This is a genomic window from Leisingera coralii, from assembly GCF_049056525.1.
Taxonomy (GTDB): domain Bacteria; phylum Pseudomonadota; class Alphaproteobacteria; order Rhodobacterales; family Rhodobacteraceae; genus Leisingera; species Leisingera coralii.
In genome coordinates this window covers 25,738-44,323 of the sequence record NZ_JBHUPT010000044.1, presented here as the reverse complement: position 1 = coordinate 44,323, position 18,586 = coordinate 25,738, and the positions used below count along the sequence as shown (strand labels likewise).

Below are 18,586 nucleotides of genomic sequence, written 5' to 3'. Positions count from 1 at the left end.
GGGTCACTCCGCGGCCTGGGCATAGCGGGATCGTCCGGCGGCGGCATCGGCGGCGTCCAGCCGGGCCTTCACGCCCGCGGCCAGCACGCTGACGTTGGGCACCAGCACCATGCTGTCGTGATCGCCCGGCACTTCGGCCACTTCGGTGGCGGGGGCCCATTTGGTCCAGTCATTGTCGTCAAACACATACTCACGCTCGCCGCTGACCCAATTGCCGCCTGAAACCTGCCACTTACGGTCCAGCGGCGGCCGGAACAGGGTGAGCGGGCCATGCCAGGGCCTGAGGGCATAGGCCTCGACCGCCGCGCGGAAGGCCAGTTCGATCTTGCGGTTGTTGAACTCCGGCCGGGCGCCGGTTTCTGCCGGGCTGGCGCGCCGCTTTTCAATCTCCCAGGCGATGCGGTTTTTGGCCCATTCGGCCAGATACCCCGGGCCCTTGCGGCGCAGTTCCGCCAGCTTGATCAATGCCTTGTCCTGACGCTTGAGGGCCGGGCGCACCGGCAGCGGCGTGTCCAGCAGGATCAGCGCGGCGGTCTCCTGGCTCTGCTCCTTCAGCTGCTGCGCCATCTCATAGGCGGTGATTCCGCCGCCGGAGAAGCCGCCGAGCAGATAGGGGCCCTCGGGCTGGATCTGGCGGATTTCGGAGAGGCAGCTGCGGGCGGCATCCTCGATCCGGCTGTGCGGGGTGTCCTCGCCCACCAGCCCCTTGGCCTGCAGGCCATAGACCGGGCGGTCCTTGCCGACCTGCAGTGCCAGGTGACGCAGGTTCAGCACATTGCCGAACATGCCCGCGACCAGGAAGAAGGGCCGCCGCCCGGTGCCGTCGCCGGGATGCAGCTGCACCAGATGGGTATATTGCGGCTGTTCTTCCGCGGTTTGCGGGGTGTCTCCCGGTTCCGCCGCAACCCCGCCGCCGGTGCGCTCGATGATCCGCTCGGCCAGTGCCGCGACGCTGGGGGCCTCGAACAGCACCGACAGCGGGAATTCCACGTCAAAGCGGCGTTTCACCTGCGCAAACAGCCGCACCGCAATCAGCGAGTGGCCGCCAAGGTCAAAGAAACTGTCCTCGATCCCCACCTGCGACACGCCGAGGAGCGCGGCAAACAGCCTGGCCAGTTCCTCCTCCACCGGGTTGCGCGGGGCGATGTAATCGGTGTCGAGCTGCGGGCGGTCGAAGGTCTGCGCCTCACCCGCGGCAGGCGCGGCGGTTTGTGCCGCCTGGGCGATCAGCGCGGGCAGGTCCAGCGAGGAAACCACCACTTGCGGCAGGCCGGCGGCAATGGCGCGGGCCAGGGCCTCGCCACCTTCTTCCGCCTTGATACCGTTGGAAATGTTCAGCTGCAGACGGCGTTCTTCGGGTGACAGCGGCTGGGCACTGCGGGCGGGTTCCAGCCCCAGCTCAGCCGCACTGGCGTCGGGCTCTGCTGCCTTCACAGAGGCGTCAAAGCCGGAGGCTAGACGCTGCATCCGGAAGCCTTCGATGTCGGCCAGCACTTTGCCGTCGGCATCTGTCAACGTCACATCGAATACGGCGGAGGCGCTGTCCGGCGCTCCGGCCAGCCGCACGTGGCTGCAGATGTTCGGGGTCAGCGGCGCAAAGACACGGATCGCGCTGTAGGACACCGGCACCCAAAGGGCATCTGCCTGATACCCGGGGATCAGCCCCATCGCCCAGCCGGTGGCCAGGTCCATCAGGCCGGGATGCAGCAGGGTGCCGTCCTGCGCCGCAGCCTCTGGCAGGGAGAGTGAGGCAATCCCTTCGCCATCCCCCAGGGCGGCGCGCTCCAGAACATGCCAGCGCGGGCCAAAGCGCAGATGCGCCTCCTGCGGGGATTGCAGGCGCCCGCAGACAGGCGCCTGCTCCTCCGGGCATCGGGTGAAAATCTTCTGAAGGTTGAGGGCGGCGGGACATTCTGCCTCCGCCGCGAAGGCCAGCATTGCCTGACAATTCAGAGAGTAACCATTTGTATACGCCGAGTAAACAAACAGTTCATAACCATTTTCTTTAGCTTCGAGTCTAACCAGAACGTTTTGGGGGTGGCCGTCCTGAACAACCAGCGGGCGCAAGAAATAGAGATCGCGGATTTCGAATGGCCCTTGGGCACCTGCCGCCGCCAGCGCCTCGGCCGCCATTTCGATATAGCCGGTGCCGGGCACCAGGGCAGTGCCATCCGCAGTGCGGTGCTCATCCAGCAGCCAGTCGTCCGTGCTGAACCGGGGGGTGAAGATGCGGTTGCCCGCGGCGTCGAACCCTTGCTGCTGCAGCAGCGGCTGCGGGCAGGGCTCCGGCGTGCTGGCGCCTGCGGTGCTGTTGCGGGCACTCATGGCATCGGCGGCCATGCCGGTATCCGCCCAGACGCCCCAATCCACCGCCACGACACGGGTCTGCCCGCCTGCGCGGTGCTTGGCCCAGGCGTTGAGGTACTCGTTGGCGGCGATGTAATCCACCTGGCCCGCAGGCCGGGTCACGGCAGAGGAGGAGGAGAACAGCACCAGCAGCTCCAGGCTGCCGTCCGGGAACACCGCGTCAAGCGCGCGCAGCCCGCTGACTTTGGGGGCCAGGACGCGGGCGATCTGGTCCTCGTCCTTGGCCAGCAGCGGGCCGTCATTGATGACGCCGGCGCCGTGGATCACACCGGTGAGCGGGCCGTTGGCGGCCTCGGCTTGCTCCCGTGCGGTGCGCAGCTCGCCGGCGTGGCAGACGTCGGCGGCGAGCGGCAGCACGCTGCCGCTGCCGGTTTCCTCCAGCGCCATGACCGCGCGGATGCGCCGGGCCGTTCGGTTGGCCGGGCTGTGGCTGCTGAGATACCGGTCCCAGGCTGCGCGCGGCGGCAGGCCCTCGCGGGAGATCAGCGAGATCCTGGCCCCGTAGTCCCGCATCAGATGGCCGGCAATGGCCAGGCCGATGCCGCCATAGCCGCCGGTGATCAGGTAATGACCGCCCTGTTTGAACGGCGGGGTCTCTGGTTCGGGCAGCGGCTGCGGGCGCCAGCTGAGTTCGAACCGCTTCTCCCCGCGCCAGGCGGCGGAGGTATTGGCGGGTTCTGCCATCAGCTCTTCCAGCACACGGTGGGTGAGGTCCGTCTCCGCCGGTCTGCGGGCAAACAGGCCCTGCGGCGCCTGCGGCAGTTCGATATCCACGGCGGTGCAGGTCAGCCCCGGCAACTCGCGCGGGATCACGCCCAAGGGGCCTGCGATCATCGCCTTTTCCGGGTAGGGCAAGGCCTCATCCCGCACCTGCGCGGCACCGGTGGTGAAGACGGTCAGATGCACCGGTCCGGGCAGATCGGCGTTGCCCAGCTCCTGCGCCAGGGCGGTCAGGGCGTGGAAGCCCATCTCCAGATTGCGGTCAAAGAAGGAGGATCCGGGGCGGAAGCGTTCGCCCTCCGTCACCAGCCAGAAATGCGCGATCCGGTCCGGCAGCAGCCCGGCTTCGGTCAGGTCCGCCAGCAGCGCGCCATAGGCGGCGCGGCCCTGTTCCGGCGGCAGGATATAGGAGTTCGGCGAAAGCTGCGCATAGGTGTCGCCAGCGCGCACGCGCGCGACGCTGTGCCCCGCAGCCTCCAGACGTTCGGCGGCACGGGCGGCATGGCCGCATTCGTCCTCGAAGATCAGCCAGCTGTGCGGCTCATGGCCCAGCTCCTGCGCCACATCGAGGGCGCAGTCGGCCAGCCGCGGGCGCCAGGCGGGGCGGTAGCCCCAGTCCTTGAGGTCCGCGTGGCGGGCTGGCGCGGGGTCTTCCTCCACCGCCGGTTTGCCCGGTTCGATGAAATAGCGGCTGCGCTGGAAGGCGTAGCCGGGCAAGGGCAGGCGGTTGCGCCGCGCCTCGCCCCAGATCTGCTGCCAGTCGGCCTCTACCCCGCAGGCCCAAAGCCGGCCGATGACACCAAAGAAATAGCTATCGTCCATCACCTCTTGGTCCGGGTGGCGCAGCGAGCTGAGCACCTGGCCCTGTTTCACCGCCGGCGACATCTGCGCCAGCGCGCTGAGGGCCTTGCCGGGGCCGACCTCCAGGAACACGCGGTTCGGGGTTTTGGCGAGGGTCTCGATGCAATCGGCATAGCGCACGGTGTTGCGCAGCTGGCCGACCCAATACTCGGCGCTGGTGGCCTGCTCCGCCGTCAGCGGCGCGCCGGTGCGGTTGGAGATCATCGGCAGCTTGGGTGCTATCAGCTCCAACGTACGGATGAAATCGCCGTATTCCTGCAGGATGCCGTCCAGCATCCGGGAGTGGGCGGCAATGTCGATCTGGATGCGCTGGTGCTCAACCTCGCGGCCAGTCAGTTCCGCGGCCAGACGGTCCAGCGCGTCCTGCGGGCCGGAGACGGCGGTGAGGGCAGGGGCGTTGACGCTGGCAATGTCCAGATCATCGCCGATGATGGCCTCGACCTCCTTGAGCGGCAGGGCGATGGACAGCATCCCGCCCGCAGGGACGGTGTCAAACAGCCGCCCGCGCAGCAGGACCAGGTCGATGCAGTCCTCAAAGGACATAACACCAGCCAGGCAAGCGGCGGTGTTTTCACCCATCGAATGGCCCACCAGCGCGGCGGGTTTCACGCCCCAGCTGATCCACAGCTGCGCCAGCGCGTATTCCACGATCATGATCAGCGGCAGCTGCACCGAGGGCTGCTGGAGCTTGGCATTGGCCGCGTCCTCCGCGCCGTCTTCCGGCAGCCAGATGGCGCGGATGTCGTAGTCGAGGCTCTTTTGCAGATGCTCCAGCCCACGGTCCATCCACTCGGCAAAGACCGGCTCGGTCTCGTATAGATCCCGCGCCATCCCGGCATATTGTGCGCCGCCGCCGGGGAACATGAAGACCACCTCCGGCGCATCACCCAAGCGGTCGTGGGTGAAGACCTTGCGGGGATCGTTTTCTTCTATCAGTTGGGCGGCTTCGGCGGGTGTTTCTGCCACCAGCACCCGCCGTTTGGCAAAACCGCGGCGGCCTTCTTTGAGGGTGAAGGCCACGTCGGCCAGATCAGCCTGGGGATTGGCCCGCAAATACTCCGCCAGCGCCTGGGTGTTGGCATCCAGCGCCGCCTTGGACTGGCCGGAGACACAGAGGATCTGGAACGGGAAGTCGCTTTCCTCCGAGGGCGCACGCTCTGGCGCTTCCTCCAGGATCACGTGGGCGTTGGTGCCGCCGACGCCGAGCGAGTTGACGCCGGCCCGCCGCGGCCCCTTGTGCGGCTGCCATGGCGTGAGGGCGGCATTCACCTTGAACGGCGAGGTTTCGAAATCGATGGCCGGGTTCGGCGCCTCAAAGCCCAGCGAGGGCGGGATTTCCTTGTGGTGCAGCGCCAGCGCGGTCTTGGTGAGGCTGGCAACCCCTGCCGCGGTGTCCAGATGGCCGATGTTGGTCTTGACCGAGCCGATGCGGCAATAGCCGGTGTCCTGTGTGGTGGCCCGGTAGGCGTCGGTCAGCGCCGACACTTCGATCGGGTCGCCCAGATAGGTGCCGGTGCCGTGGCATTCGACATAGTCGATGGTCTCCGCCGGGGTTCCTGCGGCCTCCAGCGCGGCTTGCACCGCCGCCGACTGGCCGCCTACCGAGGGCGCCAGGTAACCGGCCTTGTCCGCGCCGTCGTTGTTGATGGCCGAGCCCCTAATCACCGCCCAGATGTGGTCGCCGTCGGCAATCGCATCCTCCAGCCGCCGCAGCGCCACCGCACCGGCGCCGGAACCAAAAACAGTGCCTTGCGCCCTATGGTCGAAGGCGTGGCAGTGGCCGTCCGGGCTGAGGATCTCGTTTTCCTTGTAGAGATAGCCGCGCCCCTGCGGCAGCTCGATGGTGACACCGCCCGCCAGCGCCATATCGCACTCGCCCTCACGCAGGGCCTTGCAGGCGTAATGCACCGCCACCAGCGAGGTGGAGCAGGCGGTCTGCACGTTGACCGACGGCCCGTGCAGGTCGAACACGTGGCTCACCCGGGTCGACAGGAAGTCCTTGTCGTTGCCGGTGTGGCGCAGCAGGAACATGCCCACGTCATCGACCAGGGCAGGGTTCGAGCAGATGTTGAAATAGAAATAGCTGCCCATGCCGCAGCCTGCATAAACGCCGATGGGGCCGCCGATGCTTTCCGGCGGATGGCCTGCGTTTTCCATCGCGCCCCAGGCCACTTCCAGGAACTTGCGGTGCTGGGGGTCGAGGATGGCAGCTTCCTTGGGGCTGAAGCCGAAGAACTCCGCATCGAATTCGTCAAACCCCTGCAGCCGGGCCGATGCGGGCACATAGTTGGGGTCGGCCAGCACGGATGCCCGCTCGCCGTTTGCCAGCAGGGTGTCCCGGTCCAGCACCTCAATCGATTCAATGCCGTCGCGCAGGTTCCGCCAGAACGCCTCGGCAGTGCCCGCACCGGGCACTGTCACCGACAGCCCGACAATTGCGATATCTCCTGCCGCACGCGCTCCGTCAGCGCCCCCGGCTGCGGGTTTCCCATCCTGCATCGTCACTACCTGACCCACCGGCCCTTCGCAAACAGCCCGGCACGCCGCAGCCAGTCCCGCTTTGCGAAGATGGCCGGGCCCGCCGGACGGGTTGATTTGAGATGCCGGGGTTCTCCCCGGCTGTTGTGCCGCCGCGCGGCGCCAGATCCCCATCTGTGCCGCGCGGCGGTGTCATCCTGTTTATAATCGTCAATCCATAGGGCCAGCCTGTGGACGCATTATGTCAAATTGAGCCGGAAAAGCGGAAAGATTGCGGCATCACAGGATGCTGCGCCTCTCTGGCCCGGCGGTGTCAGGCAGCATCGCCTGCGCACCGCCAAATAGTGCGGGTTTGGGGCGGAACAAGCCCGGGTAGAGCAGCCGCTCCGCATAACCCAGCACCGATCCGGCGCACATCCAGGTGATCGGGATCAGCGTCGCGTTCAGCAGCATGTCGACCATGGTTGCGGCCAGGATCAGCGCAACCGGCGCGGCATAGGGTGAGACGCTGCCCGCAGGCATTTGCCGCGCGGCCTTGGCCAGCAGCAGCAGGGGCGCGGCCAGCAGCCCCATCTCGGCGATGTAGCCGAGCCAGCCGAAGGTGCCGAATACGATGATCCAGCGCCCGTCGGGAATCGACAGGATCTGGCCGGTCTCCTCATGCCGCACCAGGTTGCGGCCCCAGCCGCCCCAGCCGAACCAGGGTTTCTCGGCGGCGCGCCCCAGCAGCTGCGCCTCGTTCTCGAACCTGTAGTTCAGCGACTGCGCCCGCTCGGCGCTGATCACTTCGGCCTGGGCCACCAGCGCCTCGGTCGGCACCAGCCCGGTGTTGCGCAGCATCGGGTAGACCACCGCGATCACCGCCAGCACCAGCGCCGCCCGCAGCTGCCAGCGCAAGGGCGCCAGCGCCACGACCGGGACAAAGGCCAGCGCATAGGCCAGCGAGGCCAGGCTCTTGCACAGCACCAGCACGGCAAACAGATAGGCGGCCGCCAGAGCCAGGCGGAGCCGGTGCCCGCCGGAGGCCGCGCGCGCCAGGGCGGTGGCGGCCAGCAGCGCCGACAGCATGAAGAACGCCAGCCACAGCGCATGCGGCAGGAACACGATGGGCCTGAAGCCGCCCTGGCGCATCATCTGGCTGAAGTCATGCTGGAAAAAGCCGTAGATCCAGACATTGATCTGCGGGCTGAACCGGATCTCGATCAGCGACGGGAGGGAATAGGCCAGCCCGCCGATCATCAGCGCCAGCAGCAGCTCGCGCTGCGCCTCGGGCGTCGACAGGTAGCGGCGCGCCAGCAGGAACGGCATCAGCACGATCATCTGGTTGATGACGACCGAGCCAAGATCGCGCCACCGCAGGCCCGGCAGCTGATCGGTCAGGAAAATGATCGGGTCGGAATTGGCGATCTTGCGGAACAGGATCGGCTCGCCGTTGGTCAGCACCGTGGGGATGACGCCGAAGACGAACAGCAGCGCCAGCAGCCGCACCGCCGGATGCCGCGGCAAGAGCGGCACCGGCTTGCGCAGCAGCAGGGCGCACAGCAGGAAGGCCATCACCGAGGGGATGGCGAACTTGTCCATATCCGGCACCAGCGGCAGGTCGAACTCGGCCAGCGGCGGCAGCAGCAGATAGCCCGCGATGATGCACCACAGCACCGCCCGCTCCAGCGGCAGGCGCCGGAACAGCACCAGGCTGGCCAGCGGCCAGGCCAGCAGCATCAGATAGGCCAAGGCATTGGGCACAGGCCAGTTTCCCCTCGTTCCCCGGTTGTTGTGTCAAAGTTTAACGATTGCCGCAGGCGCTGTCCCGCGGATTTGCAAGAACCGGTAAACGGTGTGCAGCGATGCCACGCTGGCCCACGGCCCTGCTGCCCTGTGCTGGCCTGAGGCGGGCGGCGGATGTATCAGGGGGCCGGGCAGAAACCGGGGGGTGTGTTTTGTATTTCGAGTTCAATGGCCGCCGGGTGGCGGTGAACATGCCCAGCCGGGCGCTGCTGGAGGCGGAGATCCGCGCCCGGTTCAAGGCGCGTCAGGGCTTTGCGCTGGCCACCGTGAACCTCGACCATCTGGTCAAGCTGTCGGACTCGCCGGATTTTCTGGCCGCCTACCAGGCGCAGGACCTGGTGGTGGCGGACGGGCGCCCGATTGTCTGGCTGTCGCGGCTTGCCGGGCGCCCGGTGGAGCTGATGCCGGGCTCGGACATGGTGCTGCCGCTGTGCCGCCTGGCGGCAGAGGCCGGGGTGCCGGTGGCGCTGGCGGGCAGCACCGGTGAGGCGCTGGCGGACGCCGCGGCGGCACTGACTGCCGAAGTGCCGGGACTGGAAATCGCCTGGTGCCACGCGCCTTCGGGCCGGTTCGACCCAGACGGCGAAGAGGCGGACCGGATCCTGCACCGGCTGGACGAAACCGGCCCCTGCCTGTGTTTCCTGGCGCTGGGCGCCCCCAAGCAGGAGCGCCTGGCGCAGCGCGGCCGCCGCCTGGCGCCGCGCACCGGGTTTGCCTCTGTCGGGGCCGGGCTTGATTTCCTCGGCGGCCACCAGAAACGGGCGCCAGCCTGGGTGCGGGCGATTACGATGGAGTGGCTGTGGCGGGCGCTCTCCAGCCCGTCCCGGCTGCTGCCGCGCTATGCCAAATGCCTGGCGGTCCTGCCCGGCCAGGTCCTGAGAGCCTGGCGCATCCGCGCGCGGTGAGCCAAACAGGATCAGCAGCCGGAAAAGCGGTTTTTTGCGAGGCTCTGCCTCGCGCTCCGGGATATTTGCAGCCAGAAGAAGACGGGATCCCTTATTCTTCTGGCTGAAAATATCCTGGGGTGAATTGGCCGGCAGGCCAAGAGGGGCAAAGCCCCTGAGTATTCTACTTGTACTCCAGAATGCCGCGCGCCGTGCCGCGCCAGCGGCGCCAGTGATACTCCAGCGCGCCGGAGGCTTCGGCAAATTTGCCCAAGACCGAAAACAGTGCCTGCTCATACCCCATGCGGCGGGACAGGCGCAGAACCTGGGCCGGGTAGATCAGCGCCGCCAGCAGCAGGTAGGGGCTGATCAGCCCGGCGGCCGCGATGGCTGCGGGCAGCACCGCGCCCCAGAGGAACGCGCGGCGGGTCTCGGCCGCCCAGTGGCGCTCCGGCCCTGCGCCATGCAGCGCCGCGCCCTCGGCAAAGGCGTGGCCCGCCCGGCGGCTGCGGTTCCACCATTGGCCAAAGCGGGTCATCTGCGCGTCGTGCAGCGTCATTTCAGCGTTCAGCCGCCAGATCTGCCAGCCCGCCCGCCGCAGCCGCAGGCACAGCTCCGGCTCCTCGCCGGCAATCAGGCTCTCGCGGTAGCCGCCCGCGGTATAGACCGCCGCCACCCGCATCAGCGCATCGCCGCCGCACGCTTTGGCCTCGCCAATGGGCGTGTCCCACTCCGCATCGCACAGCCGGTTATAGACCGACGCCTCCGGAAAGCGCTCCCGCCGCCGTCCGCAAACCACGGCGGCCCGGGAATGCGCCTGCAGAAACGCCGCCGCCCCGGCGATCCAGCCGGGGTCCACCTCGCAATCGCCGTCCACGAATTGCACCAGCTCAATGCCATCCCTCAGGGCGGCCAGCCCGGCGTTGCGGGCGCGGGCGGCGGTGAAGGGCCGGCTCAGGTCCAGATTGACGACCTCAGCGCCCAGGCCCCGTGCCGCCTCGGCCGAGCCGTCGGTGGAGCCGCTGTCCACATAGATCAGCTGCTGCACCTGGCCCTGCAGCGAGCGCAGGCAGCGGATCAGCCGCGCGCCCTCATTGCGGCCGATCACCACGGCGCCGATGGCCGGGGCGCTCATGCGCCGCGCCCTGCCAGAAAACCGCTGTAACCCGGCGCGTGGCGCAGGAAGCCCAAGCGCTGCAGATCGGCGATGCTTGCGTTTTCGATCGCCGCTTCGGACCACAGGCTCAGCTCCGGCTGCGCCTGCATCGCATCGCTGCGCAGCCTGTCCTCGCCATGCTCCGAAAGCGCCTCGGCCCGGGTCTGCAGATCCCGCGCCAGGCTGTCGCCCGCGAACTTGTAGTGGCGGATCAGCCCTTCGATATCCGCTACCGCCACTCTGGCGGAGACATGCGGATGCACCGCCGCCTGCACGCCGGCACCGTTGAACACCAGCGGGTGCTTGCTGAGGCAGCAGCGCTCGCCAAAAACCTTGCCGCGCACCCCGCCGTACAGCATCTGCGCCCCGCCCGGCGGCAGGCGGTTCTGGCGCAGGTAGTAGGCAAGCCCGGTGTCGTCGTGGCCATAGTCCAGCGCCTGAACCGTGCTGATATCGCAATAGCGGAAGGCCTTGACCGCTTCGGCATAGGACAGCCCGCGGGCCGCTGCCAGCGGGCCCTTGGGGAACATCTCCAGCATCTGCGCCTGCAGCGCGGTATAGCCTTGTTGCGCCAGATAGCGGGTCAGCCCGGGCAGCCCGGCGGTGCTGCTGCCCTCGACATCGAAGAGCTCGTCCATGTCGGCAAACAGGCACCAGCGGTCCCGCCCGTAACGGCTGGCGGCATAGGCGCGGAGGCTGTTTTCAAACTCCAGCCAGGGCAGGGCGGAGCGCAGCACCGCAGTCCCCGGCTCCTGCCGGATGCGGTCCACCGTGCCGTCGGCAGAGCCGTTGTCGATGAACACAAAGCAGCTCACACCCAGCCGCCGGTAATACTCGAAAAACACGTCGAGGTAATACGCCCCGTCCCGCACCAGCGCGATCAGCACCACCTCCTGCGGCGCGGCAAAGCGATGGGCGGGGCCGTGCAGATGGCGCAGCGACCTGTGCAGCCGTGCGCGGTGCAGGGCGTCTTGCGCCATCCGCCCGGCGCGGGCCGCCAGCCTGTGGCCGATTGATCTGTGCACGCGGGGCTCCGTCTTGCGCCTGCCGGGAAAACTGCTGCCAGCCTGCAGGGTTCCGCTTGCCGCTGCAAGCGCTGCCTGCCGGCTCAATCGCAATTGCGGCGGGATTGCTGCAGTCTGATGGCCGGGGAGATGATCGGACTGGACCGCGGCAGATGGCGGCGGACCTGACCGTTCTGGACGGGGCTGCCGGCAGCAGCAGGGTCCGGCCGGCCCTGGCGGCGCCCGGCATCGGGGTCACCGCGCTGCAGAGCTTTCCAGCGGCAGTATTGCCAGCCTGCAGGATGTGCTGCAGGCCTATTGCGCGCAACCCGGCCTGCCGCCGCTGCACCGCCGTCAGTAATCGCGCTTGAAGAACAGCCCGAAGCCGGTCTCGCCCTCGCTGTCCACCGTGCCCTGCACCGTCAGGCTGTTTGTCACATCCAGGTTGATGCTCAGCTCGCTGTCGCCGCGGGTGTTGACGTTGAAATCGGTATAGACGTTCTCCGCCACGTAACCGCCCAGCCCCAGCTGGCCTGCCCCCAGGTTGTCGGCGCCAATGTCGACGGCATCCGCGCCGGTGGCCTCGCGCACCCTGCTCTGGGCGCCGCCGCCGCGCCCGCTGAGCGTCAGCGCCGAGCCGGCCAGGCGCGCCAGCGCCAGCGGCGAGATGTCCTCGATGTTGTCGCCGAACAGCAACAGCGCCAGCGCCTCCTCGGACGGGCGCGGCGGGTCTGAGGTCACCTTGATCTCCGGCGCATCGACGCGGCCGGAGATTTCCAGCGTGGCGGTGCCCTCGCCGGTGGCCGCGGTGGATTTGAACTCCAGGTAGGGTTTCAGATCGCCCAGCAGGGTGATCCGCCCCTCGTCCAGTTCCAGCCGCCGGCCCAGGATGTCGAAGGTGCCGCGGATCAGACTGATCTGGCCCGAGGGCGACAGCCGCGCAGTGGTGCCGCGCAGGCGGATGTCGCCGCCCAGCTCCGCGCGCAGGCCGCGGCCGCGGGCAAAGACCCGCGAGGGGGCGCTGATCAGGATGTCCAGTTCGGTTCTGGCCGAGCCGCCCCCGCCGCCGCCGTTGTTGCCGGTCAGCCCGGCCCGCGCCAGGGTCTGGCGCACATCGCGCGGCGCGTTCACATGGCGGATCGGCGGGATCGGCGCCGACGAGACCGAACCGCCGGCGGTGTTGAGGTTGATATTGGTCTCGCCCACATCAATCCGCCCGTCGATCCGCTTGTCGCCCGCCATCGCCCCGGACAGCGTCAGGCTGCCGTTCAGCAGGGTTTCATAGGACAGGTTGTCGGTCACCACCAGGCCGCCGATGGCAATCTGCAGGTTGCTGCTGAAGGGCAGGCGCATCGACACAGGGCCGCTGATCTGCAAGGTGCCGCCGTCGCGGCCGCGGGCCGAGACCTGCACCTGGGCGCTGGAACGGGCAAAGGAGACAGTGGCGTTGATATCATCCAGCCGCTGCGCCGCCGCTGGGATCGCCAGCGAGGCGCCGGGGACCGTGACTGTGCCGCTCAGGGAATCCAGCGCCGGTTCCCCCCGCAGGGCCAGATCGAAATTCGCAGGCCCCTGCAGCAGGTTGGGAGAGATGAACGGATTCATCCCCTCCAGCCGCAGGGTGCCCTTGGCGGTGACGTCCGCGGTGCCCTCGGCCTCGTTCCAGCTGCCCGCAATGCGGCTGTCGATGCCCGCGGGGCCGCTGGCGGTGCTGTCCACTGTCCAGGTGCCGTCGCGGCGGGCGGCGGTGCCCTTGGCGGCCAGCCGTCCGGCCAGGTCCGGCACCAGCTGCTGCAGCTGGCCGATGGCGCCGTCAAAGCGCAGATCGCTGCTGCCGTTGCTTTCGGCAAACCGGCCCTCGGCCTCGACAGTCAGGTCCGCAGGGCCATCCGCTCTGGCCGCGATCTGCCATTCGCCGTTACGCCGCTCCGCAGTGCCTTCGGCCGTCAGCCGGCCCGCCAGTTCCGGCACAAACCGCTCCAGCTCGTTGAAGGCAGCGGCAAAGTCGAAATCGGCGTCGCCCTCCAGCGTCACTGATCCGTCCAGCCGGGCGCTGGAGGAATGCGGCCCGGTCAGCTCGGCCACGCCATCAAACCGCCTGCCGGTGCGGGTGACGCTGGTGGCCAGCTCCAGCGTGCCGGGGGCCTGCGGCAGCAGAACCTCCACCTTGGTCAGCCGGGCGGTGATCTCCATCTGGCCGCTGTCATTGTTGAGCGTGCCCGCAGCAGAAGCCTCCAGCGCGCTGCCCTTCAGCTCGAACCTGTCGATAGCAATGCCAGCCTCGTCCCGCGACGCCTTCAGCGCCAGCGTGGTGGTGCCCGCCAGCAGTTCATCCGCCTTGGCAATCCCGGCTGAGAGGTCTTCGGCGATGAGCTCCAGGTCCGTGTCAAAGGCGCCGGACAGCGGCGTGAACGAGCCCTGCACCTCCGTCCGCACCGAACCGCCCAGCGGGAGCCCGGCGAGGTCCGAGAACCGCGCCAGCTCCGACGCCTCCGCGGTCAGGTCCGCGGTGATCTTCAGCCCTTCTTCCAGCCCGTCCAGCGCAACATCGCCCGACGCCTGGTAATCGGTGCCGCGCAGTTCCATATCCGTGATCCGCAGCGCCCCGGGGCCTTCGGTGCTGAGCGTGCCGTCAAAGCGGATGTCGCTGCCGGTGGCCTTGGCCAGCGCGGGGTCGCGCGGCTGGAACCCGCTGAGCGCGGCCGACAGCCGCCCCTCCAGCGCAAAGCCGCTGCTTTGATCCAGCGTGCCGCGGCCGGTGACCTCAGCCTGATCGACCAGCGCGCCCGGGTGGCTCAGCTGGTTCAGAACCCCGTCCAGGCTCCAGTTGCCGTCCGTCCGCTTGCGCAGCTGCAGATCCGCCGCCGCCAGCGTGGTCTGGCCGCCGCCCGCCGGCAGGGCCACCGCGGCCTGGCCCGGGGGCGGGGTGATGGCGGCCTTCAGGTTGGCGGTGTCCAGCCTGCCGCCCGCCGCCAGCGCCGCGGCGCCGCTCACTTGCAGCGCCCGGGTGCGCAGGACCAGCGTCTCCAGTGCAACCGCGCCGCTGCCTTCGCGCGTGCCTTTGACGTTCAGCCGCAGGCCGGGGCCAAAGAAGGGCCGGTGCACCGGCGGCAGCAGCACGTCGATATTGCCGCCCAGATCGGCGGAAAACCGGATATCGCGCGGCGTTTCCGGCGCCGCATCCGCAGGCAGGGGCCGGGCCGCCAGCACCACCTGGCCCGCCAGCCGCTCCGCCCCGTTGGAGCTGAAGCTGATACCGGCGGTGAAATCCGTGACCGGGCCGCTGCCCTTGGCGGTCAGCTGCAGGTCCGGGTTGCCAGGCAGGTCCAGACTGCGCGAGATCAGCCCGCCCGGGGCCTCATCCAGCGCCAGGTCCAGAGTGATCTGCTGGGTTTCATTGGCATAACCCGCCTCCAGCCGCAGCTGGTCGCCGGGCTTGTCCAGCCGCACCGCCTCCAGCTTGGTGTCCAGCGTGCCGTCCGCCAGCTTCAGCGAGCCCTCGACCCGCAGGCTGGCGGCGGTTCCGGCCAGCGCCTCGCCCAGCTCGATCCGCGCCGCCTTGATCTGGCCCAGCTCGATCGCCACCGGCAGCTCCGGCAGGGCAAAGGGCGTGGCCTCCGCCTCCGGCAGTTCCGGATCCGGCGGCAGCGGCTCGGGCGCGCGCTCCACCGCGATGCGCTCCGCCGACAGCTCATTGACCGAGAACCGCCCGCGCAGCAGCTCCAGCCGGTTCCAGTCCAGCGCCGCCCCCTCGATGGTCAGCCAGATGCCGTCCTCGTCGGCCACCGTGATCTTCTTGATCTTCGCTTGGGAGGAGAACGCCCCCTCCAGCCCGCTGACGCTGATATAGCGGCTGTCGCCGGACAGCGTGTCCTCCAGGAAATCGACCAGCAGCCCGCCGGCGTCCTCCTCAGTAGTGTCCTGCGCCGCCAGCGGCGAGGCCGCGAGGCCCAGGGCAAGGCTATAGGCAAGAAGCTGTCTCAAAACGCCTGTCCTATCCCGATATAGAATTGCAGCCCGTCCTCGGTCCCGCCGTCGACCGGATAGGCGAGGTCGAGCCGGATCGGCCCGATCCCCGCCACATCATAGCGCAGCCCGATGCCGGCGCCTGCATGGCGGGCGGATGACCCGGACACAAAGCTGTCCGCATCGACAAAACCGATGTCGTAGAAGCCGACCAGGGAGATCGTACCGGTGACCTTGCCCCGCACCTCGCCCGACAGCGCCGCAAAGCTGCGCCCGCCGGCAGTGCCGCCGCCAACCGGCACGCCCAGCGACTGGAACTCATGCCCGCGCACCGTCCCCGCACCGCCGGAGAAGAACAGCAGGGTGGGGGAGATTTCGCTGAGCGACGGGCCGGCGACCGAACCCATCTGCAGCCGCCCGGCCAGCACGATCCGGTTGTCCGCGCCCAGCCCGTAATAGGCGCGCCCGTCCGCCTTGATCTGCAGCCCGGACTTGCTGCCGCCGACGCCGATAAAGGGCGTCGCCATGCCTTCCAGATAATAGCCGCTGGCAGGGTTCACCCGGCTGTCGCGCCCGTCATATTCGGCGCGCAGCCGGCCTGCGATGTATTTGAACCGGCGCTGGCCGAACACGTCCTCCGCCAGGATCGAAGACGCCCCCAGCGCGGCTTCGGCAAAGAAAGTGTCGGAGAAAGTCCGCCTCGCCCCGGCAGCGCCATACACCCGGGTGGCCTTGTAGTGCTCTTCATCCAGCTGTTCAGCCTCGGCCAGGTAGAAGATCAGGTCATCCGGCCCCAGCGCTGCCGGCCGGTCCAGCCGCACTGCAACGCGCCCGTCGATATCATTGCTGCTGCCGATGCCGCTCAGCCGCGCCTCGATCCGCAGCTTTTCAGCAGCCCCGAACAGGTTGCGGTGCATCCAGCTGCCCGACAGCTCCAGCCCGTCCGAAGAGCTGATCTCGGCCCCGAAGGTCAGGCGCCGCGGCGGCAGATCCTCGACCACCGCGGTGTAGTCCAGGGTGCCGTCCGGGTTCGGTTGCTCCGCCTCGCGCAGCACCACGGAGGAAAACGTGCCGGTGCGGCGCAGGCGGGTGGCGGATTTGGCAATCAGGTCGGGGTGGAACTCCTCCCCCGCCGGGAAGCCCGCGATCCGGCGGATGGCCTCCTCGCGCACCCTTGTGTCGCCGGTCACGGCCATCCGCCCGAACTGCAGGCGCGGGCCCGGCGCCAGCCGCAGCTGGGCATCCAGGCGGGCCTGCAGGTGATCGGCGGTGATCCGTTGCTCTGCCACCGTGGCCTTGGCATGGCCGCTGCGCCGCCAGGCCCGGACGCCGGCAACCGCCGCATCGCGGATCGCGCCGGTGCTGGCGGGCTGGCCGGGGGCGTATTCTTCGGGGAACTCAACGTCGCTCTGCCGGGGCAGCGGCGACAGCTCCGCCCGGCCAAAGGCAAACCGCGGGCCGGGCTGGACGGTGATCGTCACCTTGCTGACGCTTTGCGGCGGGTCCAGCGGCTGGATCTGCGCCGCCTCGCGCCCGTCCAGGCGGATGGAGACTACCGGCGCGAAATGGCCCGCATCGTAAAGCACCTGCACCAGCGTCCGGTAATCCGACAGTGCCGCCGCCAGGAGCTCCTGCACATTGGTCTCGCCGCTGGCCGCAACGGAGGCCGAGGCGCCGCGCAGCCGGTCCGCAAGCGCGGCATCGGCGCCGGGGGCCTGCAGCGTGGCGTCCGCGGCAAGGGCGGCAGGCGGCAGCAGGGTCAGGAGGCTGAAGGCAAGGGCGCGCGCGGTCAAACGCGGGCGGAATGGAAAATTCATGTCTGCTCCCGGCGGCGGGCGTAAAAAATCAGCCATTCGGCCCGGCAGGGCGGCAGGCGTCAGGCCCGAGCCTAGCACGGGGAAATTGCGGGATGGAACCAGCAAAGCGGCGGCATTCCGCCTGCCCCGGGCGGCGGCGGATTGCCGCGCACCGGCGCTGCGCGGGACGCGGGCTGGCGGGCCAGGGGAACAATTCCGGAAATGGCGGTGCGCAAAGGCGCTATTTCGCCACTTTGGCGCGTGCGCCGGAAATTTGACCGCAAAGATGATTGGAAAGTGATTTTTAAACTGTACTATTCAGTTCAGCTCCGGCAGGTAAAGCTGCCGGAGCTGGCACTGATTAACAAGAACTACATCAGGTAACGTCAGGCGCAGCCACCACTCACACGCAGCCAAGCCTGGCGGAATGATACCACGTGGATTATTGCTGTCCATATAATTGTCAGTTTGATAATTTCATGTGGTATCACTTCGCGCTACAGAGGCTGAAACAGAAAGTTGAGTGTTTAAGGGGTAAGAGTTTTGGATAGGCTGAGATCAATATTTGAACTGCGCGACATGCTGTACCAGATGGAACGGGATATCGGGCTTGACCGGCTCAGCCCGGTGGAGCGGGATGTGCTTCTGGCGGCTCATGCGCTGACCAGCGCGCCGGGGGCACCGGTGCAATCCGACCAGATTCGCAGCCACCGGCTGGTGCAGGGGATTGCCCAGGCCACCTACCACCGCACGCTGAAGTCGCTGCTGGGCATGGGGCTGCTGGAGCGGGCCGGCAGCAGCCGGGCCAAGCATTACGTGGTCCGCTTCGATCCCGCCGCCCAGTGACGGCCCGCCGCCTGCGGCGCAACATCGGATTGCAGCTTCCGCAACCTCTGTCTAAACGGGCGGCATGAGTCGCTATTACCAGTTGCTGTCCCGGTTCCAGGGATTCGCCGTTATCGCCGCAGTTTACGTCATCTGCCACGGTCTGACCGCCTGGGTGGTCACCCCGGTGCAGAATCTGTTCCTGCCGGATATCACCGTCTTTGCCAGCCTGGCCTACCTGCCGCACGGCGTGCGGGTGCTAAGCGCCTGGCTGTTCGGCTGGAAGGCCGTGCTGCCCCTCGCGGCAGGCGCGCTTCTGTCGGAAATACTGTTCACCGAGGCCAGCGTGCGGCAGCTGATGGAGCCGGTGCTGCTGCAATCGATCGCCGTCGGGGCCTTCTCCGCCTTTGCAGCCTTTGAGATCGCCTGGCTGTTCGGCTGGAACCTCTATGCCGGCCAGTCAAGGCGGATTGCCTGGACCGGGCTGCTGGCCATCGGCGCGCTGGCGTCGGTCATCAACTCGCTGGGGCAGACGGTGGTGTTTTCCGGCCTGATCTTCGACGGCGATCAGCTGCCGGTGATGGCCGTTTATGCCGCCGGTGACCTGATCGGCCTCGCGGCCTGCATGTTTGCGCTGATGCTGATCTTCCGCTGGCTCCGGCTGGCGGCAAAGGGGCGCAACCCGCAGGAATAGCCAGGCCCGCCGCGGGCGGGCTTGCAGCAGGCACACCCGGCTGAGGCGCT

At 68.2% G+C, this 18,586-nt stretch carries 10 protein-coding genes; 4 read left to right on the top strand and 6 right to left on the bottom strand.

Going from position 1 to position 18,586, the window contains the following annotated elements; all coding sequences use genetic code 11:
* Nucleotides 1-3: 3 nt before the first annotated feature.
* The gene (locus tag ACFMBG_RS15200) at nucleotides 4-6,447 is read right to left on the bottom strand and encodes a type I polyketide synthase (protein WP_421055544.1); all 6,444 of its coding nucleotides are present in this window, start codon (nucleotides 6,445-6,447) and stop codon (nucleotides 4-6) included.
* A 258-nt stretch (nucleotides 6,448-6,705) separates the two neighbouring features.
* Entirely contained in the window at nucleotides 6,706-8,169 is a 1,464-nt protein-coding gene (locus ACFMBG_RS15195) for a hypothetical protein (protein ID WP_421055543.1), read from the bottom strand.
* A gap of 194 nt (nucleotides 8,170-8,363) precedes the next feature.
* Here ACFMBG_RS15195 and ACFMBG_RS15190 point away from each other — a divergent pair, with 194 nt between their 5' ends.
* Nucleotides 8,364-9,116: a WecB/TagA/CpsF family glycosyltransferase gene (locus ACFMBG_RS15190; protein ID WP_421055542.1), complete on the top strand. Its 753-nt coding sequence runs from the start codon at nucleotides 8,364-8,366 to the stop codon at nucleotides 9,114-9,116.
* Between the two features lie 163 nt (nucleotides 9,117-9,279).
* Here the strand turns inward: ACFMBG_RS15190 and ACFMBG_RS15185 are convergent, their stop codons facing one another.
* From ACFMBG_RS15185 to ACFMBG_RS15170, 4 genes are all read right to left on the bottom strand, one after another.
* Nucleotides 9,280-10,230 (bottom strand): glycosyltransferase family 2 protein, encoded by a 951-nt coding sequence (locus tag ACFMBG_RS15185; RefSeq protein WP_421055541.1) that lies wholly within the window; start codon nucleotides 10,228-10,230, stop codon nucleotides 9,280-9,282.
* Nucleotides 10,227-11,276, bottom strand: a complete 1,050-nt coding sequence (locus tag ACFMBG_RS15180) for a glycosyltransferase family 2 protein (protein ID WP_421055540.1) — start codon at nucleotides 11,274-11,276, stop codon at nucleotides 10,227-10,229. The genes ACFMBG_RS15185 and ACFMBG_RS15180 overlap by 4 nt, the downstream gene beginning before the upstream one ends.
* A gap of 333 nt (nucleotides 11,277-11,609) precedes the next feature.
* Entirely contained in the window at nucleotides 11,610-15,239 is a 3,630-nt protein-coding gene (locus ACFMBG_RS15175) for a translocation/assembly module TamB domain-containing protein (RefSeq protein ID WP_421055539.1), read from the bottom strand.
* Nucleotides 15,236-17,038: an autotransporter assembly complex protein TamA gene (locus ACFMBG_RS15170; RefSeq protein WP_421055538.1), complete on the bottom strand. Its 1,803-nt coding sequence runs from the start codon at nucleotides 17,036-17,038 to the stop codon at nucleotides 15,236-15,238. The genes ACFMBG_RS15175 and ACFMBG_RS15170 overlap by 4 nt, the downstream gene beginning before the upstream one ends.
* 141 nt (nucleotides 17,039-17,179) lie before the next feature.
* Here ACFMBG_RS15170 and ACFMBG_RS15165 point away from each other — a divergent pair, with 141 nt between their 5' ends.
* From ACFMBG_RS15165 to ACFMBG_RS15155, 3 genes are all read left to right on the top strand, one after another.
* On the top strand, nucleotides 17,180-17,401 hold the full coding sequence (locus tag ACFMBG_RS15165) for a hypothetical protein (RefSeq protein ID WP_421055537.1): 222 nt from the start codon (nucleotides 17,180-17,182) through the stop codon (nucleotides 17,399-17,401).
* A 195-nt stretch (nucleotides 17,402-17,596) separates the two neighbouring features.
* The gene (locus ACFMBG_RS15160) at nucleotides 17,597-17,863 is read left to right on the top strand and encodes a hypothetical protein (RefSeq protein ID WP_421055536.1); all 267 of its coding nucleotides are present in this window, start codon (nucleotides 17,597-17,599) and stop codon (nucleotides 17,861-17,863) included.
* Between the two features lie 64 nt (nucleotides 17,864-17,927).
* The gene (locus ACFMBG_RS15155) at nucleotides 17,928-18,536 is read left to right on the top strand and encodes a hypothetical protein (RefSeq protein WP_421055535.1); all 609 of its coding nucleotides are present in this window, start codon (nucleotides 17,928-17,930) and stop codon (nucleotides 18,534-18,536) included.
* Nucleotides 18,537-18,586: the final 50 nt, after the last annotated feature.

Excerpts from the sequence above, each read along its gene's own strand:
- ACFMBG_RS15200 (WP_421055544.1), bottom strand. The coding sequence starts at position 6,447 with ATGCAGGATGGGAAACCCGCAGCCGGGGGCGCTGACGGAGCGCGTGCG.
- ACFMBG_RS15185 (WP_421055541.1), bottom strand. The coding sequence starts at position 10,230 with ATGAGCGCCCCGGCCATCGGCGCCGTGGTGATCGGCCGCAATGAGGGC.
- ACFMBG_RS15170 (WP_421055538.1), bottom strand. The coding sequence starts at position 17,038 with ATGAATTTTCCATTCCGCCCGCGTTTGACCGCGCGCGCCCTTGCCTTC.
- ACFMBG_RS15160 (WP_421055536.1), top strand. The coding sequence starts at position 17,597 with ATGCTGTACCAGATGGAACGGGATATCGGGCTTGACCGGCTCAGCCCG.
- ACFMBG_RS15155 (WP_421055535.1), top strand. The coding sequence starts at position 17,928 with ATGAGTCGCTATTACCAGTTGCTGTCCCGGTTCCAGGGATTCGCCGTT.